At 63.5% G+C, this 26,338-nt stretch carries 30 protein-coding genes; 16 read left to right on the top strand and 14 right to left on the bottom strand.

What is annotated here, in order from left to right; all coding sequences use genetic code 11:
* Nucleotides 1-4 precede the first annotated feature (4 nt).
* Genes H3221_RS20190 through lptM form a run of 4 tightly spaced genes read right to left on the bottom strand, consistent with a single transcriptional unit; the run spans nt 5 to nt 2,927 of the window.
* Nucleotides 5-703 (bottom strand): DUF484 family protein, encoded by a 699-nt coding sequence (locus H3221_RS20190; protein ID WP_017678301.1) that lies wholly within the window; start codon nt 701-703, stop codon nt 5-7.
* The gene (gene dapF / locus H3221_RS20185; RefSeq protein WP_192983960.1) at nt 700-1,530 is read right to left on the bottom strand and encodes a diaminopimelate epimerase; all 831 of its coding nucleotides are present in this window, start codon (nt 1,528-1,530) and stop codon (nt 700-702) included. Before dapF ends, H3221_RS20190 begins: the two co-directional genes overlap by 4 nt.
* 10 nt (nt 1,531-1,540) lie before the next feature.
* Nucleotides 1,541-2,788, bottom strand: a complete 1,248-nt coding sequence (gene lysA, locus H3221_RS20180) for a diaminopimelate decarboxylase (RefSeq protein ID WP_196475130.1) — start codon at nt 2,786-2,788, stop codon at nt 1,541-1,543.
* Between the two features lie 13 nt (nt 2,789-2,801).
* Nucleotides 2,802-2,927 (bottom strand): LPS translocon maturation chaperone LptM, encoded by a 126-nt coding sequence (lptM, locus tag H3221_RS20175; protein ID WP_017361215.1) that lies wholly within the window; start codon nt 2,925-2,927, stop codon nt 2,802-2,804.
* A 169-nt stretch (nt 2,928-3,096) separates the two neighbouring features.
* Here lptM and H3221_RS20170 point away from each other — a divergent pair, with 169 nt between their 5' ends.
* The 4 genes from H3221_RS20170 (at nt 3,097) to rnk (ending at nt 5,392) form a co-directional block, all read left to right on the top strand.
* Complete coding sequence (locus H3221_RS20170) at nt 3,097-4,134, top strand: AraC family transcriptional regulator (protein ID WP_196475131.1); 1,038 nt, start codon at nt 3,097-3,099, stop codon at nt 4,132-4,134.
* 68 nt (nt 4,135-4,202) lie between these two features.
* Nucleotides 4,203-4,535: an iron donor protein CyaY gene (gene cyaY, locus H3221_RS20165; protein WP_017678304.1), complete on the top strand. Its 333-nt coding sequence runs from the start codon at nt 4,203-4,205 to the stop codon at nt 4,533-4,535.
* On the top strand, nt 4,525-4,722 hold the full coding sequence (locus H3221_RS20160) for a DUF1289 domain-containing protein (RefSeq protein WP_196475132.1): 198 nt from the start codon (nt 4,525-4,527) through the stop codon (nt 4,720-4,722). The genes cyaY and H3221_RS20160 overlap by 11 nt, the downstream gene beginning before the upstream one ends.
* Before the next feature lie 262 nt (nt 4,723-4,984).
* On the top strand, nt 4,985-5,392 hold the full coding sequence (gene rnk / locus H3221_RS20155; protein ID WP_196475133.1) for a nucleoside diphosphate kinase regulator: 408 nt from the start codon (nt 4,985-4,987) through the stop codon (nt 5,390-5,392).
* Nucleotides 5,393-5,515: 123 nt separating this feature from the next.
* On the opposite strand, the gene H3221_RS20150 is transcribed toward rnk, so the two are convergent.
* The 8 genes from H3221_RS20150 to argH form a co-directional block, all read right to left on the bottom strand.
* Nucleotides 5,516-8,374, bottom strand: coding sequence for a class I adenylate cyclase (locus H3221_RS20150; RefSeq protein WP_196475134.1), 2,859 nt, complete (start codon nt 8,372-8,374; stop codon nt 5,516-5,518).
* Nucleotides 8,375-8,493: 119 nt separating this feature from the next.
* Nucleotides 8,494-8,748, bottom strand: coding sequence for a TIGR02647 family protein (locus H3221_RS20145; protein ID WP_021487644.1), 255 nt, complete (start codon nt 8,746-8,748; stop codon nt 8,494-8,496).
* The gene (locus H3221_RS20140) at nt 8,745-9,563 is read right to left on the bottom strand and encodes a substrate-binding periplasmic protein (protein WP_224490701.1); all 819 of its coding nucleotides are present in this window, start codon (nt 9,561-9,563) and stop codon (nt 8,745-8,747) included. Before H3221_RS20140 ends, H3221_RS20145 begins: the two co-directional genes overlap by 4 nt.
* 86 nt (nt 9,564-9,649) lie before the next feature.
* The gene (locus H3221_RS20135; protein ID WP_017678311.1) at nt 9,650-9,925 is read right to left on the bottom strand and encodes a hypothetical protein; all 276 of its coding nucleotides are present in this window, start codon (nt 9,923-9,925) and stop codon (nt 9,650-9,652) included.
* Nucleotides 9,926-9,951: 26 nt separating this feature from the next.
* Entirely contained in the window at nt 9,952-10,704 is a 753-nt protein-coding gene (locus H3221_RS20130; RefSeq protein ID WP_224490699.1) for an endo alpha-1,4 polygalactosaminidase, read from the bottom strand.
* 71 nt (nt 10,705-10,775) lie between these two features.
* Nucleotides 10,776-11,255, bottom strand: coding sequence for a GNAT family N-acetyltransferase (locus H3221_RS20125; RefSeq protein WP_196475135.1), 480 nt, complete (start codon nt 11,253-11,255; stop codon nt 10,776-10,778).
* A 21-nt stretch (nt 11,256-11,276) separates the two neighbouring features.
* Nucleotides 11,277-11,519 carry a hypothetical protein gene (locus H3221_RS20120; RefSeq protein WP_196475136.1) on the bottom strand — a complete coding sequence of 81 codons (243 nt, stop codon included), beginning with the start codon at nt 11,517-11,519 and terminating at the stop codon, nt 11,277-11,279.
* 35 nt (nt 11,520-11,554) lie between these two features.
* Nucleotides 11,555-12,949, bottom strand: a complete 1,395-nt coding sequence (gene argH, locus H3221_RS20115; RefSeq protein WP_196475137.1) for an argininosuccinate lyase — start codon at nt 12,947-12,949, stop codon at nt 11,555-11,557.
* Between the two features lie 232 nt (nt 12,950-13,181).
* Here argH and H3221_RS20110 point away from each other — a divergent pair, with 232 nt between their 5' ends.
* The 8 genes from H3221_RS20110 to H3221_RS20075 all read left to right on the top strand — a co-directional run bounded on the left by H3221_RS20110 (nt 13,182) and on the right by H3221_RS20075 (nt 20,545).
* Nucleotides 13,182-14,264, top strand: coding sequence for a sensor histidine kinase (locus H3221_RS20110; RefSeq protein WP_074677844.1), 1,083 nt, complete (start codon nt 13,182-13,184; stop codon nt 14,262-14,264).
* Entirely contained in the window at nt 14,261-15,007 is a 747-nt protein-coding gene (locus H3221_RS20105; protein WP_074677846.1) for a LytR/AlgR family response regulator transcription factor, read from the top strand. Before H3221_RS20110 ends, H3221_RS20105 begins: the two co-directional genes overlap by 4 nt.
* A gap of 92 nt (nt 15,008-15,099) precedes the next feature.
* Nucleotides 15,100-16,038, top strand: a complete 939-nt coding sequence (hemC, locus tag H3221_RS20100; protein ID WP_196475138.1) for a hydroxymethylbilane synthase — start codon at nt 15,100-15,102, stop codon at nt 16,036-16,038.
* On the top strand, nt 16,035-16,805 hold the full coding sequence (locus tag H3221_RS20095; RefSeq protein WP_074677850.1) for a uroporphyrinogen-III synthase: 771 nt from the start codon (nt 16,035-16,037) through the stop codon (nt 16,803-16,805). The genes hemC and H3221_RS20095 overlap by 4 nt, the downstream gene beginning before the upstream one ends.
* A gap of 12 nt (nt 16,806-16,817) precedes the next feature.
* A complete protein-coding gene (locus H3221_RS20090; RefSeq protein ID WP_196475139.1) occupies nt 16,818-17,948 on the top strand; it encodes a uroporphyrinogen-III C-methyltransferase in 1,131 nt (376 codons plus the stop codon).
* Complete coding sequence (locus H3221_RS20085) at nt 17,945-19,192, top strand: heme biosynthesis HemY N-terminal domain-containing protein (protein WP_074677854.1); 1,248 nt, start codon at nt 17,945-17,947, stop codon at nt 19,190-19,192. Before H3221_RS20090 ends, H3221_RS20085 begins: the two co-directional genes overlap by 4 nt.
* Nucleotides 19,193-19,343: 151 nt before the next feature.
* Nucleotides 19,344-19,835 carry a disulfide bond formation protein B gene (locus tag H3221_RS20080; protein WP_074677856.1) on the top strand — a complete coding sequence of 164 codons (492 nt, stop codon included), beginning with the start codon at nt 19,344-19,346 and terminating at the stop codon, nt 19,833-19,835.
* A 236-nt stretch (nt 19,836-20,071) separates the two neighbouring features.
* A complete protein-coding gene (locus H3221_RS20075) occupies nt 20,072-20,545 on the top strand; it encodes an Rsd/AlgQ family anti-sigma factor (protein WP_074677857.1) in 474 nt (157 codons plus the stop codon).
* 207 nt (nt 20,546-20,752) lie between these two features.
* On the opposite strand, the gene H3221_RS20070 is transcribed toward H3221_RS20075, so the two are convergent.
* Nucleotides 20,753-21,400 (bottom strand): FKBP-type peptidyl-prolyl cis-trans isomerase, encoded by a 648-nt coding sequence (locus H3221_RS20070; RefSeq protein ID WP_196475140.1) that lies wholly within the window; start codon nt 21,398-21,400, stop codon nt 20,753-20,755.
* Between the two features lie 136 nt (nt 21,401-21,536).
* Here H3221_RS20070 and H3221_RS20065 point away from each other — a divergent pair, with 136 nt between their 5' ends.
* A complete protein-coding gene (locus H3221_RS20065) occupies nt 21,537-22,520 on the top strand; it encodes an AlgP family protein (RefSeq protein WP_196475141.1) in 984 nt (327 codons plus the stop codon).
* Here the strand turns inward: H3221_RS20065 and H3221_RS20060 are convergent.
* Nucleotides 22,517-22,960 carry a TIGR02444 family protein gene (locus H3221_RS20060; protein ID WP_196475142.1) on the bottom strand — a complete coding sequence of 148 codons (444 nt, stop codon included), beginning with the start codon at nt 22,958-22,960 and terminating at the stop codon, nt 22,517-22,519. The genes H3221_RS20065 and H3221_RS20060 overlap by 4 nt on opposite strands.
* 38 nt (nt 22,961-22,998) lie before the next feature.
* On the opposite strand from H3221_RS20060, the gene H3221_RS20055 reads away from it, so the two are divergent.
* From H3221_RS20055 to H3221_RS20045, 3 genes are all read left to right on the top strand, one after another.
* Nucleotides 22,999-24,912: an ATP-binding cassette domain-containing protein gene (locus H3221_RS20055; protein ID WP_196475143.1), complete on the top strand. Its 1,914-nt coding sequence runs from the start codon at nt 22,999-23,001 to the stop codon at nt 24,910-24,912.
* Nucleotides 24,912-25,451 carry a mechanosensitive ion channel family protein gene (locus H3221_RS20050; RefSeq protein ID WP_196475144.1) on the top strand — a complete coding sequence of 180 codons (540 nt, stop codon included), beginning with the start codon at nt 24,912-24,914 and terminating at the stop codon, nt 25,449-25,451. Before H3221_RS20055 ends, H3221_RS20050 begins: the two co-directional genes overlap by 1 nt.
* Before the next feature lie 76 nt (nt 25,452-25,527).
* Complete coding sequence (locus tag H3221_RS20045; RefSeq protein WP_196475145.1) at nt 25,528-26,160, top strand: LysE family transporter; 633 nt, start codon at nt 25,528-25,530, stop codon at nt 26,158-26,160.
* Nucleotides 26,161-26,338: the final 178 nt, after the last annotated feature.

Here is a 26,338-nt window from a genome sequence, read left to right as displayed (position 1 = left end):
CGACCTAGCGTACCGAACGCAGCGGTGTGGAGAAGCCGGGCACGACGCGTGCCAGTACTTCGGCGATATAGCCGAGGAACAGGGTGCCGAGCGAACTCTTGTAGTGCTGCGGATCAGCGCTGCCGATGGCGAGAATGCCATGCAGGCCCTGATGATTGAGACTGACCACAGCGGCGGAGCCGACTTGCGCCGCGTCTTCCTTGCCGAAAAGAAATTCCAGCTCGTGCGGGCGCAATACGCCGCAGATGGTCTTGCCGCCGCTGAGCAGGCCGCCAACCTGCTGGTGCGCTTCGGCCGAGCTGACCGAGCGACCGACCGGGAGCTTGTTGTCGCTGAACAGAATCAGGCCGACGAAGGGCACCTGGAATTCATGGCGCAGGCTGTCTTCGACCACGCCGACCACTTCTTCGAGGCTGCCGGCATCGAGCAAGTCGAGCACGAGGCGACGGGTCTTGTCGAACAGGCGGTCGTTGTCGCGCGCCACGTCCATCAGTTGGCCGAGGCGATGGCGCATCTCGATGTTGCGCTCGCGCAGCAGTTTGACCTGGCGTTCGACCAGCGACACGGCGTTGCCGGGCTGGTGCGGAATGCGCAACTCGGGAATCAGTTCTTCGTGGTCGATGAAGAACTCCGGGTGCAGTCGCAAATAGGCCGCGACCGTTTCCGAATCGAGCGGTTTGGGCGAATCCTGCTGGTCGGTCATAGGCGAACCTGTCCTTCGTATACGCGGGCAGCGGGCCCGGTCATCATAACCGGCTGACCTTCGCCTGCCCATTCGATGGACAGTTTGCCGCCTGGCAGTTCCAGTTGCACGGGCGAATCCATCCAGCCCTGGCGAATTGCCGTGACGGCCGCCGCGCAGGCGCCGGTGCCGCAGGCCAGAGTTTCGCCGGCACCACGCTCCCACACGCGCAGGCGTGCACGTTTGCGATCCTGTATCTGCAGGAAGCCGACATTGACCCGCTGCGGGAAGCGCGGATGGTGTTCCAGCTTCGGGCCCAGCTCATGCACGGGTGCGCTGTCGACGTCATCGACGCGCAGCACGGCATGCGGGTTGCCCATAGACAGTGCAGCCAGCTCGACGCTCTGGCCCTCGACATCGACGCGATAGGTCAGCGCCGCCTGCTCGGCCTGGAATGGCACCTGTGCCGGCTCCAGGCGCGGCGCGCCCATGTTGACGCAGACCTGGCCGTCGTTCTGCACGCGCAGCTCGATGATGCCGCTCTTGGTCTCGACGCGAATGACCTTCTTGGTGGTCAGGCGCTTGTCCAGTACGAAGCGGGCGAAGCAGCGCGCGCCGTTGCCGCACTGCTCCACTTCCGAACCGTCGGAATTGAAGATGCGGTAACGGAAGTCGACATCCGGGTGGCTCGGCGGCTCGACGATCAGCAGTTGGTCGAAGCCGACACCGATGTGGCGGTCGCCCCATTGTTTGGCATGTTTGGGTTGCACGTGGGCGTGCTGACTGATCAGGTCGAGGACCATGAAGTCATTGCCCAGGCCGTGCATCTTGGTAAAGCGCAATAGCATGACGTCGCCCTCAGGCCGGCAGCAGGCTTTCGCCGGCATAGAGCTCTTGGACGGTCTCGCGACGACGCACCTCGTAAGCCTGCTCGCCATCTACCAGCACCTCGGCGGCGCGGCCGCGGGTGTTGTAGTTGGAGCTCATGACGAAGCCGTAGGCACCGGCCGAGCGCACGGCAAGCAGATCGCCTTCGGCCAGCACCAGTTGGCGATCCTTGGCCAGGAAGTCACCCGTCTCGCAGATCGGCCCGACCAGATCGTAACTGCGTGCCTCGCCTTCACGCGGCTGCACCGGCGACACCTCCATCCACGCCTGATACAGGGCGGGGCGGATCAGGTCGTTCATCGCCGCATCGACGATGGCGAAGTCCTTGTGCTCAGTGTGCTTGAGGTACTCAACCTGAGTCAGCAGCACGCCGGCGTTGGCGACGATGAAGCGGCCCGGCTCGAATACCAGGCCCAGGTCACGGCCTTGCAGGCGCTTGCGCACGGCGGCGATGTAGTCGCCAGCCAGCGGCGGTTGCTCGTCGCGGTACTGCACGCCGAGGCCGCCGCCGAGATCCAGATGCTTGATGGTGATGCCGCGCGCGGCCAGCTTGTCGATCAGCAGCAACAGGCGATCCAGGGCATCGAGGAAGGGCTCGAGGGTGGTCAGCTGCGAGCCGATATGGCAATCGACGCCGATCACTTCCAGGTTCGGCAGTTCGGCGGCGCGGGCGTAGACCGCTTCCGCCTGCTCGATGTCGATGCCGAACTTGTTTTCCTTGAGGCCGGTGGAAATGTACGGATGGGTACCGGCGTCCACGTCCGGGTTGACGCGCAGCGAGACGGGAGCCTTGACGCCCAGCTCGGCGGCGACCTTCTGCAGGCGCTCCAGTTCGACGCTGGATTCGACGTTGAAACAGTGCACGCCGACTTCCAGCGCGCGGCGCATGTCGTCGCGGCTCTTGCCAACGCCGGAGAAGACGATGCGGCTCGGCTCGCCGCCGGCGGCCAGCACGCGCTCCAGCTCACCGCTGGAAACGATGTCGAAGCCGGCACCGAGGCGCGCCAGCACGTTCAACACACCGATGTTGGAGTTGGCCTTGACTGCGAAGCAGACCAGGTGCGGCATGCCGGCCAGGGCATCGGCATAGGCGCGATACTGCCCCTCGATATGGGCGCGGGAATAGACATAGGTGGGCGTGCCGAAGCGCTGCGCCAGCGCAGACAAGGCAACGCCTTCCGCGAACAGCTCGCCGTCGCGGTAGTTGAAGGCTTCCATGGTGCAGCTCCTGTCAGAGTTCGAAACGGTCTCGGCTGTTGCCGGCGTTGTCGTCGCCCGGCAGGTACAGCGGGCCTTTCTGACCGCAGCCGGCCAGCAGGCAAACGGCGGCGAGGAGCGCGAGGGTCAGTCGCTTCATGGGGCAGTCCTTGAAATAAGCGTGAATTGCGCCGGAGTATACCGACCCCCTGCCACCTTGCCTATGCGCCCGGCGCCCGCCTGGCGGGGCGCCGGCTCGATTTGCGTGCGTCCACCGGAGGCATTCGTACCGGCTTGGGTTAGCATGCAGCGAGTAACGAGGAGCCCCGATGGACAATCCTGCGATTCTGGCCGGCTCGGTCTCTGTGGCCTACCTGCAAGGCCTGGTCGAACACCTGCAGCGCCATGGGGTCGCCCCCGAGGCATTGCTTGCCCATGCCCAGCTCGGCCCTGAAGCTCTGAGCCAGCGCGATCAACGCATCGCGGCCAGTGCTTACCTGACGCTGCTGGGCGAAGGCGTGCGCCTGACCGGCGACCCGGATCTGGGCCTGCATCTGGGGGAATCGGTACGGCCGGGTTATTACGGCGTGCTCGGTTACCTGATCATGAGCTGCGCAACCCTGGCCGACGCGCTGCACCGCCAGGCGCGCTATGCCTCGCTGGTTGGCAATCTGGGGCAGGTCGTGCTCGACGACGAGCCCGCTCGGCCCGACAGCGAGCCACTGGTCGCCCACAGCTGGCAGCCGTTGCTGGCGCAGCAGCAGCGCCAGCTGAGTGAGGAAACCCTGGCCGGCTGGGTCAGTTTCGGACGCTGGATCAGCGGTCTGAACATCGCGCCGACCGAGGTGCGCTTCCAGCATCCGGCGCCGGCCGATACCTCTGAACACGCGCGCATCTTTCGCTGCCCGGTGCTGTTCGATCAACCCGACAATGCCCTGATCTTTCCCAAACGTTTGCTCGCGGTGCCGCTGAACCAGGCCGATGCTCAGGTGCGTGGCATGTTCGATGCCTACGCTGATCGCCTGTTGGCCGAACTCAATCAGGGCAACAGCGTGCTCGATCAGGCTCGCCTGGAGCTGGCGCGCCAGTTGCCGGAGCAGGGGCCTGATCTGGAGGCCATTGCCGCTACCCTGGCGCTGAGCCCCAGGACCCTGCAGCGGCGCTTGCGTGAGGGCGGGCTGTCGTTCAGCCAGTTGGTCGATGAAACCCGCCAGCAACTGGTGTTGCACTACCTGCGTGACCCCGCGCTGGAGCTGGCAGAAATTGCCTTTCTGGTCGGCTTCAGTGAGTCGGGTTCGTTGGCGCGCGCATTTCGTCGCTGGACGGGAACGAGTCCGGGCGAGTACCGTCGCCACCTTTGCGCCTAGGCCGCTACTCTGGTCTTGCGTTTTCGTCTAATTTTTCTGCAGTCGCTGCACCTTGTGAGGACACCCCGATGAGCCTGAGCGAAGCCCGCTTTCACGACCTGGTCGATGCCACCCAGCAAGCGGTGGAGGACATCTTCGACGACAGTGGTCTGGACGTCGATCTGGAAAACAGCGCCGGTGTGCTGACGGTACGTTTCGACAATGGCAGTCAGCTGATCTTCAGCCGCCAGGAACCGATTCGTCAGCTGTGGCTGGCGGCGCGCTCCGGTGGTTTCCACTTCGATTACGACGAGGCCGATGGCCGCTGGATCTGCGATACCAGCGACGAACAGCTGGGTGAAATGCTGGTGCGCATCACTCTCGAGCAGTCGGGCGCCGAGCTGGAGTTCGATGAGCTCTGACCTCGCGCACAAGCCGCTGGATTCGCCGTGTCGGCGCCAGTGTTGCCTCGACGAGCATGAGCAGTGCATCGGTTGCGGTCGTACCCTGCAGGAGATTCTCGACTGGGGCGCAGCCGATAACGCGCGGCGGCGCTTGATCTGCCAGGCCGCCGAGCAGCGGTTGCGCGAACGCCAGCAGAGGCACTGACCACGCAGTCTTGTTTATTTGTCCGGCTGTGTTAGGGTCGGCAGAACATTCAGCTCAACCCCGCCTTCCAGACCGCGTGAAAGCTACTGCGCTCGGCCATGCGGCGTTAAAAAACGGCTCAAAATGCTCATTTACCCCAAGTAAACTGCGCTTTTTCGCCTTTTTTCGCTTTGCCTGACCTTTGCTCGCTACGCTTTCACTCGGCCTGTTTCGGGCGGGGTTTTGCTTTTTTATGGTTTACGCAAGGAGTCCGCCCGGCATCATGAACAGCACAACGACCATCACCATTACTCGCCTCGATCTGCAGCGTCTGGAGCGCCTGCTCGACAGCCTGGACGAGCTCGGCCCTGGCGCAGCAGCGCTGCAGGCTGAGCTGGATCGTGCCGACGTGGTGGGGCACGACGAGGTGCCGGCCGGTGTGGTGACCATGAACTCGCGCGTGCACTGCCGCGAGGAGAGCAGCGGCAAGGACTATCACCTGACCCTGGTTTATCCGCAGGATGCTGGCGGCGAAGGTAAGGTCAGCATCCTCGCGCCAGTCGGCAGCGCCTTGCTCGGTCTGTCCGTCGGTCAGCACATCGACTGGCCCGCGCCGGGCGGCAAGCAGCTCAAGCTGACCCTGCTGGCCGTCGAGTATCAGCCGGAAGCAGCCGGCGAATACGACCGCTAAGCCTTGAGGGCGCAGCTTTGCGCCTTTTCACAGGAACCCGCTGTTGGACCAGTGCACCAATCGCGGGTTTGCCCCTCCTGCGTGGTTCCCCGCGGACAGCTGCAGAACATCCATGTCGCGATACTAGGCCTGCTGCAGCGCCGCGTTCAGTGCATTCTCCAGTTCGCTCTTGTAGCGCAGGTAGTGCACGGTCTGTGCCTGTTGTCCGGCCAGCAGGGCGGACAGATCCAGGTCGGTGATGTAGCAGGGATAGCGCTCGCCGCCGGCACGCTGGGAGAGGATGTGTTGCGCCACGGCGCGATACAGCTCGCGGCCGTACTCCAGCTCGGAAAACTCGCGATGGTTGCAGTACAGGGTGACGTGGCGCTGGCGACCGTCGCCTGGCTCGACGATGGCCTGCACATCGTAGAACGGATGGCTGACCTGCGCCTCGGGCGCCGGTCTGCGCTCGAGGCGCTGAGCGCGTAATGGTGCCGCTGGTAGCAGTTGGTAGTAGAGAATTTCCAGGTGCGGCTCGTTGTCGGTGCCATCCAGCGGCAGCATGGCATTGCGCCGATACAGCAATGACTGCAGGAAACGATGGATCGGTGTCAGGAGGCTCTGCTCATCACGAAATGGCAGGCGCCGACGCCAGAGCGCGTTGCGTTCATCGAGCAGGGTCAGCTCCGCTTCGCCGCTGGTTTCGTGCAGGCGGTAGAACACCTGTATGCACTGCGGGCGGCCCATGGGCAGAATCAGTGCGAGGTCGTCGCCATCGAGGGCATGGCGGTCAAGATGCAGGGGACTGTAAAGCTCCTGCTCGGCGCCGAGGTGCTCCAGCAGTGCCGGCAGATCACCCAGCGCAGCGTGACTGACCTGGCCGGGTGTCAGCTGCAACACGTGGTAATGCTGGCGTACCTGCACCAGATAGCGTGACTGGCGACCTTCGGCATAGGTATTGAGCAGGTCGCGCAGCAGTTCGTCGACGCGTTCTGCGATCGGTTGCGCACGGTTACGGCAGTAGCAGCGCACCTGTACCTGGGGTTGCGGGCCGCCGATCGGCAAGCTGTTGAGCAGGTCGCGCAGGCAGTCGAGCAGAGCGTCGGTGCCGTCATGGCGGCTGACCTGCAGTTCGTTCCAGCTGTTGAGCACCACCTGATCGAGGGTCAGCACCAGGTTCTCGCGTACCCCTGAATAGCCCAGCGCATCGGTGCGCCCGGTGGTCATGTGTACATTCATCTGGCTGTGCTGCCTGAGCGGGTCTACCCCGACATTGACCAGCAACAGCACCTGGCTGGGAACGCTGGCGCGCAACAGGGCGGCTTCTTCGACGCTGGGCTGCGGCAAGGGGAAGCTTTGCTGCAGACTGGCGATCAGGTTGGACAGTTCGAAATCGGTCAGGTCGCTGGCGCCCGGATGTAGCGACAGACGCGTGCTGCTGTCGATCACGCCGTTGCGATGGCACCAGGCGAGCAGTTCGATCAGTTCGCGCGAGCGCTTGAGCGGTGCAAAGTCGCTCCACTCCTGGGCGCCCAGGCTGCCGTTGAACAGCGCCCACTGGTATTCGTTGGGCGCCTCGGGGCTGGGGTGCTGGACCAGGGTCAGTGTGTCTTCGGCCAGGTCCGGGGCGATGCCGGGGTTGATGTACTCCACCTTACCGGCCTTGCGCTCGAAGGCTGCATACAGGCGCCGGCCCAGTACGTTGAGGTCACGGTTGTTCAACGAACTGCCAGTCTCGGCACTGCGGGCGAACTGCGAGAGAAAGCGGTAGCTGTAGGTCAGCTCGTTGACCAGCACGCGGCGCTCGGCGGCGACCTGGCGCACCTTCCACTGGCTGCGACTGTCGAGCACGTTGAGCTGGCGGCTCTGCCAGCCCCATTCCGCCGTCAGGCGCTCGAGCAGCAGGCGTTGCCAGCTTTTTGCGCGGCCGCGTGTCGGTGGACGGCTGACCTTCTTGTTCACCTTCAGGTACAGGCAGCGGCGAATAAGCTCCAGCCTTTCCTGATCGCCACGCGCGCTCAGATACTCTTCCAGGCGACGGTAGACGACGATGTAGGGGTCGAGTTCGTCGAGGTCCAGGCGGCCTTCGAACACCGCCCGCTTGAAACGCAGCGCCAGGCACTCGACCTTTGGATGCTCGCTGGCGTAGACCTCGGTGAGCAAAAGTTTGAGTACCGATTTGTAGGGCGACTCGATGCCCTTGTACAGCTGCCACATGCCGGCGCCGATGAACTCTTCCGGTGGAATATGCGCCAGGTTGCCGAGGTCGAGTACGTCCTCGGCACGTACGAAGCGTTTGCTCAGCAGGGTGCGGCAGTAGTCGTGGTAGCGCGTTTCCTCGTAGACCGGCACCAGCCACCAGAGCGGCGTACGACCGCCGAGCCAGATGGCTGTGCGGTAGAACTCGTCGAGCAGCAGATAGTGCTGCGTGGTACCGCAGTCGTCTGAGGTCAGTTGCGCCTCGCGCGCACCCTGGGTGAAGCGCTGCGGGTCAACCAGAAAGACATGCACCTCGGCGCCCTGGGTGGCGGCCCAGCTTTCCAGCTGATCGCACTTCTTGCGCAGGTCCTGCAGTTCCTGCGCCGTGAGGTTGGGCGAATGGCATAGCCACAGGTCCATATCGCTCTGTTCGGCCTGTGCCACGGTGCCCAGGCTGCCCATCAGAAACAGCCCATGCAATGGCGCCGCGCCCTGGCCACGGCGCGGCTTATAAACGAAGGAACGGGTCAGCCGCTGGACTTCAGCGAGGCTGACATCATCCGGCTCGAAGCCGCTGAGACCGGCCGGCGTGCTGGCCGAGACATAGCCGGGCAGCAGTGGATGATTGACGTGCAGTAGCAGCGGCAACAGCTTGAGGACCAGTTGTTGCCGCGTGGACAGCGCTTCCATGGCCCGCTGCAGGCGACCCTGATTGATCTGCAGAAAGCGCGCGCGCAGTTGCGTCAGCACCTTGCGGTCGATGCCGTCATCGATATCGGGGCGTATTTCCTGCGTGCGCGTCATGCTCGAACTCTACTGCAGATGCGGCAAGCCTATCAGCGGTGGGCTCGCCAGTGCAGTGCCTTTGACGCTATATCGCCCGCCGCGCCTTTCCCTGAAGGGCGGCCAGCGGGCGGCTTGGATCAAGCGGAGGTGGTCTGGCGGGTCGATAGAATGGTCAGCAGCGCCTGTGCATGCTCGGCGGCATCGATGCCCAGGCTGGTCAGGTAGCCGCCGTCGGCTTGGCTCACCAGGCCTTTTTCGTGAAGACGGGTAATGGCGCCTTGCGCCTTGAATGAAGCGTTGTTATGCACCTTTAGCCCCTCCTGATGATTGTCCAGGTTGTACAGGGCGAGGATTTCCAGCTCGTCGATCAGGTCAGCGGTGAATGACTTCATGGTGACTCCGTCTTGTCGTTATGGCGCTCTTGCAGTGTAGAGCCATGTACCGAGCTCTGCCCATCGCTGAGCTGCCAGTTGGTGAGAATTTGCTGGTAGGTGCCATCATGCCTGATGCGCCGCATGCCGGCGTCGAAGTCTCGCAGCAAGGCAGCAGCCTGCGGATGCTGGCGCGAGAACGTCAGATAGAGTGGCGGGCGATGTACCCTGGTCAGCGCCTTGAATTGGCCGACCAAATCGGGGTTCTCGCGCAGCAGTGCGTCGGTAGTGCCTCGAAAGGCGATGACGTAGTCCACGCGGTCGCGTTGCAGCATGCGAAAGCCATTGATATCGCGCCGCACCGCAATGCGCTGGATATCCGCATAGCTGTCGAAGTACTCGCCGTAGGTATAACCGATGGTGACTGCCACGCGTTTGCCGCGGACGGCGTCCAGATCATCTATTGCCGCATCCCCCGCATGGCCCCAGAGCAGAATGTCGTCGCTGAACAACACCTCCTGCGGTAACAGGAACTCCGCGCGGATGTGCGCGTCAGGCGTGGTGTTGAAGCAGCCTGCCAGGCTGCCTGAGCGCGCCAGTTCCATGCAGCGCGAATAGGGGTAGTGCGCCAGCTCGACGGACGTTTCGCTGGCACTGAACGCTGCGCGGACGATGTCTGCCGACATGCCCTCGATCCTGCCATTGCGCAGAGCGGTGTAGGGGTACCAGTCATCCTCGGCACCAATACGCGGCGTTTCGGCGCGAGCAATGCAGGCGCCGCTCAAGCAGAGCGTGAAGACAAGCAGAGCAAGCGCTTGAGTCGACTGACAGGCCATCGCAGACAGTACCTTCCTGGCCGGGGTTGGCACTGACAGTAGCAATCTGCTTGCCAGTCCGGCTATTGGCCTGGATCAATCCTTGCTCAGTTTTCCTCCGGCAGCTCTGGCAGTGCGCGCAAAGCCTGCTCATACCAGGCGCCATCGAAGGGGCGGTCTTCGCGCAGCATGGCGTCGACTTCGTGAGCCAGGACCAGCGCCATCAGCTCGAGGATCTCCTCACGCTCGTAACCGACCAGCGTCAGCTTGTTGTAAACCGCCTTGGCGGCGGCGGGCTCACCGCTTTCCAGCTGGTTTTCGATGGCCTGAATCAGGGTGGCTTCGGCGAAGTCTTCGTCTTCTTGCTCGTTGTTTTGGCTCATGGTTCCTCTCGTGTTCTGACGCAGGCTCAGTCGCAGGGTACGCCGACGCCCTTCAGGCTGACTTTGAAGAATTGCAGACGAAAGCCGGAGTTAGCGGCTCGACTGCAAAGATTCGTATTGAGGGTGCGGTATTCGGCGATGAAGATTGGTTTGCCCTGGCTGCGCATGTGACTGTAACCCTCGCATTCGTTGTAGCGATAGCAGCTCTCGTTGATGGCAAAGTCGAAGTAGTCGCCAAGCTCAGGCAGCAGTTCCACGGCATTCTTCAGGCCGATGCTCAGGTCGCGGCGGTGTGCCTCACTGGCCAGCCAACGATTGAAGTCTATTTGCTCGGCTTCCGTCAGGCTCAGGCCATTGTCATTGCTGTAGCCGTCCACGTTGTCGGGATCGACAGCGTCGCAGCCCTTGTCGACGGCCAGGTCCAGACGTTTGCCGAGCAGTTGGCGTACATCGTCACGGCGATAGTCGAGCCAGCGCTCGCCAGGCCAATCAGGCAATGCTTTGCCCAGCGCCGCCGTGGGGTAAGCCTGAGCGTCGCTGCGCCAATCCTCCCAGGTGCCCGCGCTGAAATAGCAGATAACGATACGGCCGCCCGCCTTGAGATTGGTGATGGTTTGCGTGGGCGTGTCGTACAGGTCGATGTCATAGACCAGACGATTAGGTGTTTGCAGTTTGCCATCGAGCTGCATGTGCCAGGATGCGTTGACGGGAATGGTGACTGGTGTCGCTGCCGTCAGTGCCGGGGCGATAAAGCTGAGCAGTGCAAGGAGTGTGCGCATGATGGTCCAGGGCAGGTGGAGGTGTAATTACCTTAGGCCAGAGGTGTTGCCCCGGCCAGGCGCTGGCTTGCTCAGCCTGCGGCGAAGTCCAGCAAGGCCTGGCCGGCCAGGCGATAGGTCGTCCATTCACTCTGCGGGCGGGCGCCGAAGGACTCGTAGAAGTCGATGGCCGGGGTGTTCCAGTCCAGCACCGACCACTCGAAGCGGCCGCAGCCTCTTTCCACGGCCAGTTGTGCCAGGTGGCGCAGCAGCGCCTTGCCGGCGCCCAGCCCGCGAGCCTCGGGGCTGACGTAGAGGTCCTCCAGATAAAGGCCGTGCTTGCCCAGCCAGGTGGAGTAGTTGAAGAAATACACCGCATAGCCGATGGGCTGGCCGTCGTTCTCGCAGATCAGGCCGTGGGCGGTGCTGCTTTCGGCGAACAGGCTGTCGCGGATGCCGGCTGCGTCGGTCTTCACCTCGTGCTCGGCCTTTTCGTAGATGGCCAGGTCGGTGATGAAGCGCAGGATCAGCTCGGCGTCATCGGGAGTGGCGGGGCGGATGTCTATGGGCATGGAAATGTCTCGTGGCAGCGTTCAGCTGTAAGTGACGGTCAGCCACGTCAGGGGCAGGCCAACCAGGCAGAGGAAGCCGAACGTTGCGACCCAGGCGCTGTGTGAACCCATCGGGTCAGTCACGCGCAGCGGCAGGCGCGGGTAGCGCCCTAATGTCAGCAGTCGCAGCGCCAGCCAGCCGGTCGTGTAGAAGACGTAGCCGACGATGACCTCAAGCGCGATCTCGGCCAGTAGCGCCAAGCCGCGCAGCAGTAAGTCAGGCATGGGAACTCCTTTTCCCGTTTCTCGCCGAGCCGCGCTTAGCGGCTGGCCAGCAGTTCGCGACCGCGCACCACCGCTGCACGCACCTGATTTGGCGCGGTGCCGCCGATGTGGTTGCGGGCATTCACCGAGCCTTCCAGAGTCAGCACGGCGAACACGTCCTGCTCGATCTGGTCGCTGAACTGGCGCAGCTCGTCCAGGCTCATTTCGGCCAGGTCCTTGCCGCTGTCGACGCCGTACTTCACAGCATGACCAACGATCTCATGGCAGTCGCGGAAGGGCAGGCCCTTGCGCACCAGGTAATCGGCCAGATCAGTGGCGGTGGAGAAGCCGCGCAGCGCGGCTTCACGCATGATTTCGCGCTTGGGCTTGATCGCCGGGACCATGTCGGCGAAGGCGCGCAGGCTGTCGCGCAGGGTGTCGGCGGCGTCGAACAGCGGTTCCTTGTCTTCCTGATTGTCCTTGTTGTAGGCCAGCGGCTGGCCTTTCATTAGGGTCAGCAGGCCGGTCAGGGCGCCGAACACGCGGCCGGTCTTGCCGCGCACCAGTTCGGGCACGTCCGGGTTCTTCTTCTGCGGCATGATCGAGCTGCCTGTGCAGAAACGATCGGGCAGGTCGATGAACTGGAACTGGGCGCTGGTCCACAGCACCAGTTCTTCGGAGAAGCGCGACAGGTGCATCATCGCCAGCGAAGCGGCTGCACAGAATTCGATGGCGAAGTCGCGATCCGATACGCCGTCCAGGGAGTTGCCGCCAACGGCATCGAAACCGAGCAATTGTGCAGTGATTTCACGCTGGATCGGGTAGGTGGTGCCGGCCAGCGCCGCCGAGCCCAGCGGCATGCGGTTGGTGCGCTTGCGGCAGTCGACCAGGCGCTCGTAATCGCGGCTGAGCATCTCGAACCAGGCCAGCAGGTGATGACCGAAGGTCACCGGCTGCGCAGTCTGCAGATGGGTGAAACCCGGCATGATGGTGTCCGCTTCGGCTTCGGCCAAGCCCAGCAGGCCCTGCTGCAGACGGTTGATCTCGGCCAGGATCAGGTCGATTTCGTCACGCAGCCACAGACGGATATCGGTTGCCACCTGGTCGTTGCGCGAACGACCAGTGTGCAGTTTCTTGCCAGTGACACCGATACGGTCGGTCAGGCGTGCCTCGATGTTCATGTGCACGTCTTCCAGGTCGACGCGCCAGTCGAACTGGCCTGCTTCGATCTCGCCCTGGATCTGCATGAGCCCATCAATGATGGCGTCCCGCTCGGCATCGGAGAGTACGCCGACCTTGGCCAGCATGCTGGCGTGGGCAATGGAGCCCATGATGTCGTGGCGATACAGGCGCTTGTCGAATTCGACCGAGGCGGTGAAACGGGCGACGAAGGCGTCGACTGGCTCGCTGAAGCGGCCGCCCCAGGATTGGTTGGTTTTTTCGCTGCTCATGATTTGGGCTCGGGATCGGGCAAGCCGCATCGGCGGCCAGCATGGCGGACAAAGTGCGTCGATAATAACAGGGTCCGCAGGGGTTTCGCCGGGCCACGTTCGCCGTTGGGCGTTCGATGGCGGTGTCGGCTGCTTCACAATTTTGTCCGGAAGGCGGCATTTCAGTGCTTTATTTTGTCCGGCTGGTGCCGCCTGGCTTGCCGGCTCACAAGGCGACAAGGAAACTGCGTCGATGCACACACAATCCTCTGCCAAGAAAAAATACAACGCCGCTATTGACGACTTCTTCGTCCCGGAGCTGTGCCAGCCAGAAGCGCTGCTGAGCATGGTGCTGCTTGCCGAGTTGCTGGTGCTGGTGCTGGTGCTCGCCGAGCCGATGACGCCGGTTTTCGACTGGGTACGCCTGGCCCTGACGTCACTGTTCGTGCAGTGGATCGTGCTGCTGTCGGCTGCCGTGCTGTGTCGATTGCGGCCCTTGCTGGCGCGCCTGCGGCCGGCGCTGGCTGGCGGCCTGTGCTGTGCGCTGGTGGTGGTGCTGACCCTGAGTTGTACGGCTGTGGCCGACTATTACGAGCTGGGCGGGCCGCTACCGCGCAATGGAGAAGTAAATCTTTATCTGCGTCATGCGTTGATCAGCCTGATCATGTCCGCACTGCTGCTACGCTATTTCTATCTGCAGAGCCAATGGCGTCGGCAGGAACAGGCCGAGCTGCGTGCGCGGATCGAATCGTTGCAGGCGCGGATTCGACCGCACTTTCTGTTCAATAGCCTCAACAGCATCGCCAGTCTGGTCACGCTCGATCCTTACAAGGCGGAGCAGGCGGTGCTGGACCTGTCAGATCTGTTTCGCGCCAGCCTGGCCAAACCTGGCACGCTGGTGCCGTGGAAGGAGGAACTGGAGCTGGCGAAACGATATCTGTCGATTGAGCACTATCGGCTCGGCGAGCGACTACAGTTGCAGTGGGAGGTAGAAGGTGTGCCGGAGGATCTGCCGATTCCCCAGCTGACCCTGCAGCCTCTGTTGGAGAATGCGCTGATCTATGGCATCGCGCCGCTTATCGAAGGTGGCCTGGTGCGGGTCGAAGCGGATTACCAGGAAGGTGTGTTCAGCTTGTGTGTCAGCAATCCGTATGAAGAGCGGGGCGAGCAGCACCCGTCACGGGGAACGCACCAAGCGCTGAGTAATATCGATGCGCGCCTGGCGGCACTTTTTGGGCCGCGCGCGAGTCTCAGCGTGGAGCGCCGTGACGGCCGTCATTACAGCTGTCTACGCTATCCTTGTGCGAGACTCACGCAGGAAGCCAGAGCAATATGAATGTCCTGATCGTCGATGACGAACCCCTTGCCCGCGAGCGCCTGAGCCGCATGGTCGGTGAGCTCGAGGGTTACCGGGTCCTGGAGCCCGCCGCGAGCAACGGCGAGGAAGCCCTGACCCTGATTGATAGCCTCAAGCCGGATGTGGTCCTGCTGGATATCCGCATGCCTGGCCTCGACGGCCTGCAGGTCGCTGCCAAATTGTGTGAGCGCGAAGCTCCGCCGGCTGTGATCTTTTGCACGGCCCATGATGAATTCGCCCTGGAAGCCTTCCAGGTCAGCGCGGTGGGCTATCTGGTCAAGCCTGTGCGCCCTGAGAGTCTGAGCGAAGCGCTGAAAAAGGCCGAGCGGCCCAATCGTGTGCAGCTGGCCGCCCTGACTCGTCCTGCAGCGGAGACTGGCGGAGGCCCGCGTACCCACATAAGCGCGCGCACTCGCAAGGGCATCGAGCTGATTCCACTGGATCACGTGGTCTACTTCATCGCCGACCACAAATACGTCACCCTGCGCCACGAAGGCGGCGAAGTCCTGCTGGATGAGCCGTTGAAGGCGCTGGAAGACGAGTTCGGTGACCGTTTCGTGCGCATTCACCGCAATGCGCTGGTGGCGCGCGAGCGTATTGAGCGCCTGCAGCGCACCCCGCTTGGACACTTTCAACTGTTCCTCAAAGGTCTGGACGGCGATTCGCTGGTGGTCAGCCGCCGCCATGTCGCTGGTGTACGTAAACTGATGCAGGCTCTATAGAGGGGCGCCGGCTGCGGCCTATGGCCGCCTCCTTCAGCCGGCGTCGGGCGAGCCTGTTATGATTCGCGGCAATCGGTTTACTGGAATTGCCCATGTCCCGCGAAATTCGCATCGCCACCCGTAAGAGCGCCCTGGCCCTGTGGCAGGCCGAACATGTCAAAGCCCGCCTGGAACAGGCTCATCCCGGCCTGAAGGTCAGTCTGGTGCCCATGGTGAGTCGCGGCGACAAACTGCTCGACGCGCCGCTGGCGAAGATTGGTGGCAAGGGCCTGTTCGTCAAGGAGCTGGAAACCGCACTGCTGGAAAACGAAGCCGACATTGCCGTGCACTCGATGAAGGACGTGCCGATGGATTTTCCCGAAGGACTGGGCCTGTACTGCATCTGCGAGCGTGAAGATCCGCGCGACGCCTTCGTCTCCAACACCTATGCCAGCCTCGATGCGCTGCCGCCCGGCAGCGTGGTCGGCACCTCCAGTTTGCGTCGTCAGGCCCAATTGTTGGCGCGTCGGCCTGACCTGAAAATCCAGTTCCTGCGTGGCAACGTCAATACCCGCCTGGCCAAGCTCGATGCCGGCGAGTACGACGCGATCATCCTCGCCGCTGCCGGCTTGATCCGCCTGGGGTTCGAGGATCGTATCCGCAGTTCGATCAGCGCCGAGGACAGCCTGCCTGCCGGTGGCCAGGGCGCGGTGGGCATCGAGTGCCGCAGTACCGACAGCGACGTGCATGCCTTGCTGGTGCCGCTGCATCACCGTGAAACCGCGCTACGTGTCACCGCTGAGCGCGCGCTGAACAAGCATCTCAACGGCGGCTGCCAGGTGCCCATCGCCTGCTATGCCCTGCTCGAAGATGATCAGCTGTGGCTGCGCGGCCTGGTCGGCCAGCCTGACGGTGGCCTTTTGCTGCGCGCCGAAGATCGCGCCGCCAGTAGCGATGCCGAAGCCCTGGGTGTACGTGTTGCCGAGGCGCTCTTGGCGCAAGGGGCCGATGCCATTCTCCAGGCTGTATACGGCGAGGCCGGTCACCCTTGAGCACTTGGCGCCTGTTGCTGACCCGTCCTGCCGAGGACTGTGCGGCGCTGGCGCAGACCCTGGCCGCGCAGGGGATCGCAAGCCACTGCATGCCGCTGCTGGCTATCGAGACGCTGGACGAGACACCCGAGCAGCGCAGCACCTTTGCCGAGTTGCAGCGCTACTGCGCGGTGATCGTGGTCAGTAAGCCGGCAGCCCGGATTGGCCTGCAGCGCCTGGCACAACTTGGGGCCCCGACACCCGATCTACCTTGGTTCAGTGTCGGCGCCGCTACCGCTGCGGTACTCGCCGAGCAAGGCTTGTGCGTGCATTTTCCAGACTCGGGCGATGACAGCGAAGCGTTGCTCGCTCTGCCTGCGCTGCAGCAGGCCATCGCCGCGACATCTATGCCGCGCGTGCTGATCCTGCGTGGCGAGGGTGGCCGAGAATTACTCGCTGAGCGCTTGCGCGGCCAAGGCGTGACGGTCGACTATCTGCCACTGTATCGCCGTGTGCTGCCGCATTATGCGCCGGGCGAGCTGAGCCGACAGGTGCGAGCGGAACGCCTGAATGGCCTGGTTGTCAGCAGTGGGCAGGGTTTCGAGCATCTGCTGCAGCTAGCCGGCGATGACTGGCCGGCGTTGGCTCGGCTACCCTTGTTCGTACCCAGCCCGCGTGTCGCCGAGCAGGCTCACGTTGCGGGTGCACAGATCGTTGTGGACTGTCGCGGCGCCAGTGCCGCGGCCTTGCAGGCAGCTTTGGAGCAGTTTCCGGCTGCCGCCCTCTAAAAGGACGGATACGTGAGCGAAGCATCCACCCCGAACACGCCAGAAGAAAAACCGGCCAACGAAGCCGTGAAACCCACACCCACACCGCCACCGGTGAAGGCATCGCGCAGCGGTGGTAGCGGCCTTGCCGCGTTCGCCCTGCTGATTGGTCTGGCAGGTGCAGGTGCCGGCGGCTGGAGCCTCTGGCAATTGCATGAAATGCAGAGCCGGGACCAGCAGCAGGCCGAAGACCTGCAGCGTACCCGCGACGATAGCGCGAAGAAAGTGGACGAATTGGCTCAGCGCCTCGATTCGCGCCTGTCCGCCCTGCCCAGTGCGGCCGAGTTGGACGAGCGCCGTCGTCTGCTGGCTAACTTGCAGAACGATCAGCAGCGCATGAGTCAGCGCCTGGAAAGCGTGCTCGATGGCAGTCGCCAGGATTGGCGCCTGGATGAGGCTGAACACCTACTGCGATTGGCCACCTTGAGATTGTCCGCGCTGCAGGATGTCGCCAGCGCCGAAGCGCTGGTGCTGGCCGCCGATGAAATTCTCCGCGAGCAGGACGACCCCGCCGCCTTCGCTGCGCGCGAGCAGCTCAGCCATAGTCTCGAAGCCCTGCGTACCACGGCGCGCCCGGATCGTGTCGGTCTGTTCCTGCAGCTGGGTGCCCTGCGTGAGCAGGCGGCAACGCTCAATCCCCTGGCGCCGACCTTCGAAGGGCAGGGCGACGTGCTCTCCGATCTGGCAGCCGAAGGCGGCGGCAGTGCCTGGTGGAGTGAGTGGGTGAAGAAGCTTTCCGACTACTTCCGCATCGAGTTCGACGCCGATCGCAACGTGCGTCCGTTGCTGTCTGGGCAAAGCCTGTCGCAGGTTCGCCTGAGTCTGTCGCTGGCGTTGGAACAGGCGCAATGGGCTGCGCTGCATGGTCAGACCGGTGTGTACAAGCAGTCGCTGAAGCAGGCCGAGGAAATCCTCGACGCCCACTTCAACTTGGACAACCCGGACAGCCGTGCGCTGCGCCAGCGGTTCAGCGAGCTGGCCGACGCCAGTATCGAGGTCACGGTGCCGGACCTGAGCGAGTCGCTCGGTGCATTGCAGGCCTACCTGCAACGCAAACAGGCGCAACGCCGGCAGGGGGCCGCTGCGGCCGAGGAGGCGCAATGAGACGCCTGATCTGGCTTCTGTTATTGCTGGCCGTCGCCGCCGGGCTGTATCTGCTCAGTTTGGCCATCGAGGCTGATCGCGGTTATGTGCTGTTCGCCTACAAGGGCTTTCGCTACCAGTCCGGCCTGTGGGCGTTCCTTGGCTTGCTGGTGGTCGTGGTGGTGCTGTACTACCTGATCAAGTGGATGTTGCGTTTGTTGCTCAGTTCGACGCGGCTGGCCAACCCCTGGTCGCGCCTGCATCGCAACCGCCGTGTGCGCCTGGCTTCCGAGCAGGGCATGCTCGATCTGGCCGAAGGTCGCTGGGCGCGGGCCCAGCGCCAGCTGACCCGTGCCGCCGAAGCCGACAGTCAGCCATTGATGTACTACCTTGGCGCTGCTCGGGCCGCCAGCAAGCTTGGCGATCACGAGCAGAGCGACGCATTGCTCGAACGCGCACTGAACAAGCAACCGCAGGCCGAATTGGCGATCGCTCTGACCCACGCCGAGCTGCAACGCAACCGTGGCGACAGTGATGCGGCGCTGCAAACCCTGCAGGTCATGCGTGAGCGTCACCCGGGGCACCATCTGGTGCTGCGTCAGCTGCAGCGCCTGTATCTGCAGCGCCAGGACTGGTCGGCGCTGCTCGGCTTGCTGCCCGAGTTGCGCAAGGAAAAGGCGTTGCCTGCAGCAGAACTCGATGAGTTGGAGCGCGAGACCTGGCGCGGTCGCCTGGCCGATGCCGGCCTGGCTGGTCAGGGCCATGGCGAAACCGCACTGCAGCCGCTGACGCAAGCCTGGCAGCAACTCTCCGCGCCGCTGCGTCAGGAGCCTGAGCTGATCGCCACCTATGTCGAGCAACTGCGTCGACTGGGGGCGCAGGAAGAAGCCGAAGAAGTTCTACGTAGCGCGCTCAAGCGCGGTTACGACAGCCGTCTGGCCCGTTTTTACGGTGTGCTGCGTGGCGCCGATCCAGCGCGTCAGCTGCAAACGGCCGAGCTCTGGCTCAAGCAGCATCCGCAGGACCCTGCCTTGTTGCTGAGCCTGGGCCGCCTGTGCCTGCAGAACCAGTTGTGGGGCAAGGCGCGTGATTATTTCGAGACCAGTCTGAAAATCGAGCGCCACCCGGAGACCTGCGCAGAGCTGGCGCGTCTGCTGGCGCAACTGGGCGAGTTGGAACGCAGCAATCAGCTGTTGCTGGAAAGTCTCGGCCTGCTGCATCAGGGCTTGCCGCCGCTGCCGCAACCGCAGGGCGTGACAGTCTGAGCGGATGCGGCCGATTGCCACAGCTGGCTCGCTGTGCGGACGGAGGGGCGTTCGGGCATGATGAATAGCCTGCTCTGATTCATGGGGCGCCTTGAAAGGCGCCCTCGCTTTCCTCTACCGTACTGCCCTCGATTTCCCTCCCGGAGCCACCATGCACTTGGCCAGCCCGCGTCCCCTGTTTTTCCTCGCATTCATCGGCTGCGTAATGCTGATGGCGGTTGCCCTTTATCTGGAACATGTCGTCGGGCTGGAACCCTGCCCGATGTGCGTGTTACAGCGTATCTGCGTGATTCTGTTCGGTGTGGTCTGCCTGATCGCAGCGATCCATGGTCCCGGTATTTTCGGCCGCCGCATCTACGCCGTGCTGGCCTTGCTGTTTGCCGGTGCTGGTGCCGCTACCGCCGGCCGGCAGATCTGGCTGCAGAGCGTGCCAGCCGACCAGCTCGAAGCTTGTCTGCCGGGTCTTGAGTACATGATCGAGGCTTTTCCTCTGCAGGAGATCGTCAGCAAGGTGTTCCGTGGTACGGCGGACTGTGCTGAGGTCAACTGGACGCTGTTCGGCATGAGCATCCCCGAATGGAGTCTGCTCGGTTTCATCGGCATGCTCGGGTTTTGCCTGTTCCAGCTGTTGCGTCGCAATTGAGAATGCGAATTGCACAAAGCCGCGCGGGTCGTGGCTTCGGGATTAAACGCTCGTATGAAACTTTCTCGCGGCGATGCCTTGATGGTGGGTGCCCACGAGCATAATCTGGCTCGCACGCACCGCCGGAAAAATGCCATTTTGCGGTTGCCTTCCCAAGGCCAAGCACCGATTGACAGAATAACGTCTCGGGAGCGGACGTATAACAGGCATTATCGATAAGGGAAGCGAGGTTCATCATGCTTGAGAGTTGCCGGAACGCACAGGAACGTTGGGGTGGGGTTCACCAGTTGATTGATCGTTGGCTGGGTGAGCGCCGCGAACTTGTGCTGGCTTACAGCGCCCTTACCAAGGCGCCGCAGGCGCCAGCCATCAACTGTGAGTCTCTGCAGGGGTTTTGCGAGTTGCTGGTGGACTACGTGTCTGCTGGTCACTTCGAGGTCTACGAGCAGCTGACCAACGAGGCCAAGGCCTTCAATGATCAGCGTGGTCTGGAACTGGCCAAGCAGATCTACCCGCGCATCGAAGCCATTACTGCGGTCGCGCTGGCCTTCAACGATCACTGCGACAACGGCGATTGCCGCGACAGCACGTCGCTGGTGGCAGAGCTCAATCATCTGGGGCAGTTGCTGCACGAGCGCTTCGAACTGGAAGACTGCCTGATCGAAGTGCTGCACAACGCGCATCAGGAACAGGCCGCCGAAGCGCTCTGAGCTCGTGCTGGCAATGGCCCGGAGCACTCCGGGCCGTCAGGTTGATGCCAGTCAGCTAAGTGTCGACGCATCAAGTTTGTAGGCGCGCGCCCGGCTGCGAATCAGCGCGGCGCGCAATTGAACGGACTTGAAAAGCTTCGCCCCGGGGCGGGGCTCCTACGCAGGGCCGCGTCTTGTCGGATCGGTATCAGGCCGGCAGGCTGGTCTTCAATCGGCCACGTCGAGCAAGCGTAGATCGAACACCAGTGGCGCATAGGGTGGTATCAGGTCACCCGCGCCTTCCTCCCCGTAAGCCTGATCCGATGGAATCACCAGGCGCCAGTGAGCGCCTTTGGGCATTTGCAGCAGCGCGCTGCGCCAGCCGCCGATCAGACTGTCCAGACGAAACCACTGCGGTGTGCTGCTCTCGTCGAAGACGCTGCCGTCCGCCAGTTCGCCTCGGTAGCTTACCTGCACGCGGCTGCGAGCAGTGGGTGTGGGACCGCTGCCAGGGCTGAGCTCGGTCACCAGCACGCCGTTGGCCAGTGCCTGCACGTTAGGGCGGCGACCTTGCTCGGCGAGAAAACGCTGCTGCGCCTCGATGGCCTTGCTGTGGCGCTGTGGTGAGGTTTCGATACGCGCTTCGTGCTCGTCGAGTAGTTGCTCGATCCGGCTGGGGTCGAGTCGCAGAGGCTTGCCTTCGTAGGCCTGGCGCAAGCCTTCGAGCAACTCGCTCAGCGGCAGATCTGGCACCTCGTCGTGCAGGCGCTCGCCAAGGCGCACGCCGAGACTGTAGGCCAGATCCTGCTGGTGCTGGTCGGCCTGCACGCCCAGGCTGCAACAGATAGCGAGGGCGGCTAGTACGGCGCGGCTCATGACGATGTCTCCCGATCAAGATGCTGCCGATTATGCCAGGCGAGCAGTGCCCTTGCTGTCATGGCTAAAAGGCCTATGGCGAGCCCTCGCGGCTGCGTCTAGTATGGTCGCGTTCACATCCGCCAGGAGGCGCGCCATGTCGGCCAAGAAGAAGTCCATCACTACCCCGCTGCACCTGCTGCACCAACTGTCTACCAGCCTGCTCGAGCACCTGGAAAATGCCTGCTCGCAAGCGCTTATCGACGCCGAGAAGCTGCTTGCCAAGCTGGAGAAACAGCGCGGCAAGGCTCAGGAAAAACTGCACAAGGCTCGTAGTAAACTGCAGGACGCCGCTGTTGCCGGCAAGGCCAAGGCGCAAGGCAAGGCCAAGGATGCAGTCGCCGAGCTGGAGGAGCTGCTCGATGCGCTCAAGGCTCGTCAGAGCGAAACCCGCACCTACATCGCCCAGCTCAAGCGTGATGCTCAGGAAAGCCTGAAGCTGGCGCAGGGTGTTGGCAAAGTTAAGGAAGCGGCCGGCAAGGCGCTGGATGTGCGTGAGGCGAAAGCCGCTGCCCCAGCCGTCAAGCCGACCAGCAAAACGGTCGCGGCGAAGAAGCCGGCTGCTGCGAAGGCACCAGTGAAGACAGCTCCAGCCAAGCCAGCTGCCGCCAAACCGGCGAGCAAACCCGTCGCCAAGCCAGTAGCGAAGCCTGTGGCAACCAGCAAACCTGCGGCCAAGCCAGCTGCCAGCAAGGCAGTTGCGGCAAAACCCGCTGCGCCGAAAGCTGCTGCCAAACCCGCTGCAGCCAAGCCAGCCGCCAAGCCTGCTGCGGCAAAAGCACCGGTCAAGCCCGCAGCGGCCAGTAAATCTGCCTCCAAGCCCGCTGTTAAGCCGGCTGCCAAGGCTGCGCCTGCAAAACCCGCGAGCAAACCTGCCAGCAAGCCGGCTGTAGTGAAGAAGCCAGTCGCTGCGAAGGCGCCGGCGAAGAAGGCTCCGGCCAAGCCAACGGCGGCCAAGCCAGCCGCCGCAGCGGTTGCTCCGGCGGCCAAGCCAGCCGCCGCAGCGGTTGCTCCGGCAGCCCCTGCTGCTCCTGCGGCGACCAATGGCGCCACCGCACCGGGTACTCCGAGCGCGTCCTAAGGGGGCTCAACGGCGCCGCGCAGTACCTGCAGCGCGGCGCTGCTCCCTTCAGCCAGGCGCACCAGCCAATCGTTGTCGCCTGCCTCGTCTGGCCAGTTCTCGGCCAGCGCCTGCAAGCGTCCGAGCAATACCCGCTCGGCCTGCAGCTCTACTGTCTTGATCTGCTCGCGCAAGGCTGTCAGTGCTGCATCCTGGGTTGCGGCCGTACGCCAGTTGCGGCGTGTCTGACGCAAGGGCGTGACTACCTCGCGTTGCCAGGGGCCGGCCAATGCCTGCAGCGCTTGCAGGCGTTCATCCAGACAGCGCACACCACGCCGCTGTAACCAGGCGCCGGTCAGCAGCAGGCAAACGTCGTTACCCGCTTCCTGCAACTCCAGGCAGGCCTGTTCCACGCCTGCTCTGGCGTAGAGTTCGAGGGCGAAATTCCACAGATCCTGCACGCGGCCTCCGGGGCGATTTGGTAGACTCCGCCGCCATTATGATCCGACTCCAGAACCTCACTCTACAGCGTGGCCCGCAGCGTCTTCTCGAAGGCGCCGAGCTGACCCTGCACGCCGGCCACAAGGCCGGTCTGATCGGTGCCAATGGCGCCGGTAAATCCAGCCTGTTCGCCCTGCTGCGCGGAGAGCTTACACCTGATGCCGGTGATTGCCTGCTGCCCGGTGACTGGCGCATCGCCCATATGCGCCAGGAGGTCGACACCCTCGATCGTCTGGCGGTGGATTACGTGCTCGACGGCGACCACAACCTGCGCCGCGTACAGGCCGAGCTGGCGGCTGCCGAACAGGCGCACGACGGCGCCGCCATCGCCCGCCTGCACAGCGAACTGGACAGCGCCGACGGCTATACCGCCGATGCCCGCGCGCGCAAGCTGCTGGCCGGCCTGGGTTTCGAGAATGCGCAGATGGACCGCCGCGTCGGCGACTTCTCCGGCGGCTGGCGCATGCGCCTGAACCTGGCCCAGGCGCTGATGTGCCCGTCCGACCTGTTGCTGCTGGATGAACCGACCAACCACCTGGATCTGGATGCGATTCTCTGGCTGGAAGGTTGGCTGCAAAGCTACCCCGGCACCCTGTTGCTGATCTCCCACGACCGCGATTTTCTCGATGCCGTGGTCGATCACGTCGCCCATGTCGAGCAGCGCAAGCTGACGCTGTACCGTGGTGGCTATACGGCCTTCGAGCGTACCCGTGCCGAGCGTCTGGCCCAGCAGCAACAGGCCTACGAGAAGCAGCAGGCGCAACGCGCCCACATGGAAAAATACATCGCCCGCTTCAAGGCCCAGGCCACCAAGGCGCGTCAGGCACAGAGCCGGATCAAGGCCCTGGAGCGCATGGAAGAGCTGAGCGCGGCGCATGTCGACTCGCCCTTCGACTTCGTCTTCCGCGAAGCCGACAAGATCTCCACGCCACTGCTCAGCCTCAGCGAAGGTCGCCTCGGTTATGGCGACAAGACCGTGTTGCAGCAGGTCAAGCTGAGCCTGGTGCCGGGCGCGCGCATCGGCCTGCTCGGCCCCAATGGCGCGGGCAAGTCGACGCTGATCAAGAACCTCTCGGCCGAACTGCAACCGCTGAGCGGCAGCCTGAGCCGTGGCGAGAACCTGGTGATCGGCTATTTCGCCCAGCATCAGCTCGATGCGCTGGACGACAAGGCCAGCCCGCTGCTGCACCTTCAGCGTCTGGCACCGAGCGAGCGCGAGCAGACCTTGCGCGACTTCCTCGGTGGCTTCGATTTCCGTGGCCCGCGCTGTGACGAGCCGGTGGTGAACTTCTCCGGTGGTGAGAAGGCGCGGCTGGCCCTGGCGCTGATCGCCTGGGGCAAGCCCAATCTGCTGCTGCTCGATGAGCCGACCAACCACCTGGATCTGGAAATGCGCCTGGCGCTGACCATGGCCCTGCAGGAATTCGCGGGCGCCGTGTTGGTGGTATCGCACGATCGCCATTTGCTCAAAAGCACCACCGACGAGTTCCTGCTGGTTGCTGAAGGGCGCGTAGTGCCGTTCGACGGCGACCTCGATGACTATGCGCGCTGGCTGGTCGATTATCGTCAGCGTCAGGCACCACCGAGTGCGCCGGTCGAAGGGGCGGCGGACAAGACCGACAAGCGCGCCCAGCGCCAGGCTGCTGCGGCGTTGCGCCAGCAACTGGCCCCGCACAAGAAACAGGCGGAAAAGCTCGAACAGGAGCTGGGCAAGGTGCAGGAAAAGCTCGCCGCCGTGGAAACCCGGTTGAGTGACAGCGGTCTGTACGAGCCCGCGCGCAAGGACGAACTGCGCGAGTGTCTTGCAGAACAGGCACAGCTCAAGGCTCGCGAAGCCGAGCTCGAGGAGGCCTGGCTGTTGGCGCTGGAAACCCTGGAGGCGTTGCAGCAGCAACTGGAGGAAGCCGAGTAATGGAACAGCTTGAACTGTTGGCGGCCTGGCGCGACCCGCTGATTCGTACCGGCCAGGTGTTGCTGATCATCCTGCTGGCCTGGCTCGCTCAGCGCATTCTTACCCGCGCCATCAGTCGCCTTGGGTCTCGCTACAGCCTGTTGCCGGTCGAAGTGCTGCAGCCGCTGCGGGGCCTGGTGCGCTGGCTGATCATGGGCAGCGCGCTGCTCATGGTGCTGGAGCGCCTGGGGGTTTCGGCGACGGTGTTGTGGACGGCGCTGACCGGTTTCACCGCTGTCGCCGCGGTGGCGTTCTTCGCCATCTGGAGCGTGCTGTCGAACATGTTTTGCGCGCTGCTGATCTTCACCATGGGGCCGTTTCGCCTGGGGGACACCGTCGAGGTCATCGAAAGCGCCGACAAGCCGGGCGTGAAAGGCAAGGTGATCTCCATCAACCTGTTCTACACCACCCTGCAGGATCTCAGTGAGGAGGCTGTCGGCGCCGTGTTGCAGGTGCCCAACAGCCTGTTCTTCCAGAAGTCGGTGCGCCGCTGGCGCTGACCGGCTGGTCGAGGCGCTGGAGCAGGAGTAGGCTGTGATGCTCTTCCCCTGAATTCAGCTTCTCGAGGTACGCATCATGGCATTGGAAACCTGGCTCGCTTTCTTCGTCGCCTGCTGGGTGATCAGCCTGTCGCCGGGTGCCGGTGCAGTGGCGTCGATGTCTGCCGGTATGCAGTACGGCTTCTTGCGCGGTTACTGGAACGCGCTCGGCTTGCAGCTCGGTCTGGCGTTGCAGATCGCCATCGTCGCTGCGGGCGTGGGGGCCATTCTTGCCACCTCGGCCCTGGCCTTCAGCGTGATCAAGTGGTTCGGCGTGGCCTATCTGGTGTTCCTCGCTTACAAGCAGTGGGTCGCGCTGCCCAGCGACCTCGATGCCGGTGCAGCCGAGCGCCCTATCGGCCGGCCTCTGGCTCTGGTGTTGCGCGGCTTTCTGGTCAACTTCAGCAACCCCAAGGCCATTGTGTTCATGCTTGCGGTGCTGCCGCAGTTCATCGATCCGCAGGCGCCGCTGGTGGCGCAGTATCTGGTGATGGGCGTGACCATGATCATCGTGGATCTGATCGTCATGGCCGGCTACACCGGCCTCGCCTCGCGCGTTTTACGCCTGCTGCGCACGCCCCGCCAGCAGCGGGTGATGAATCGCAGTTTTGCTGCGCTGTTCGCTGCCGCTGCGGGCTTGCTGGCGACCGTCAAGCGCGCGGCAGTCTGAGTCTCGTTCGCTATCGTTCAACGCTGGCCGATAGCGTTTGCCAGGGATGTTCTGAAAAAATCATTCATCGCCACTTCCGCGGAAGCGGGAGCCCAGGTGATTCGCAGGTTCTGGATGCCCGTCTGCGCGGGCAGGGCGGTCTTTCAGTTTTCATTCGGCAGTTTGTTACTGAATATTT

Origin of the sequence: Pseudomonas chaetocerotis, assembly GCF_015712105.2 — a bacterium.
Classification (GTDB): Bacteria; Pseudomonadota; Gammaproteobacteria; order Pseudomonadales; family Pseudomonadaceae; genus Aquipseudomonas; species Aquipseudomonas chaetocerotis.
This window is presented reverse-complemented; position numbering and strand designations above follow the sequence as displayed.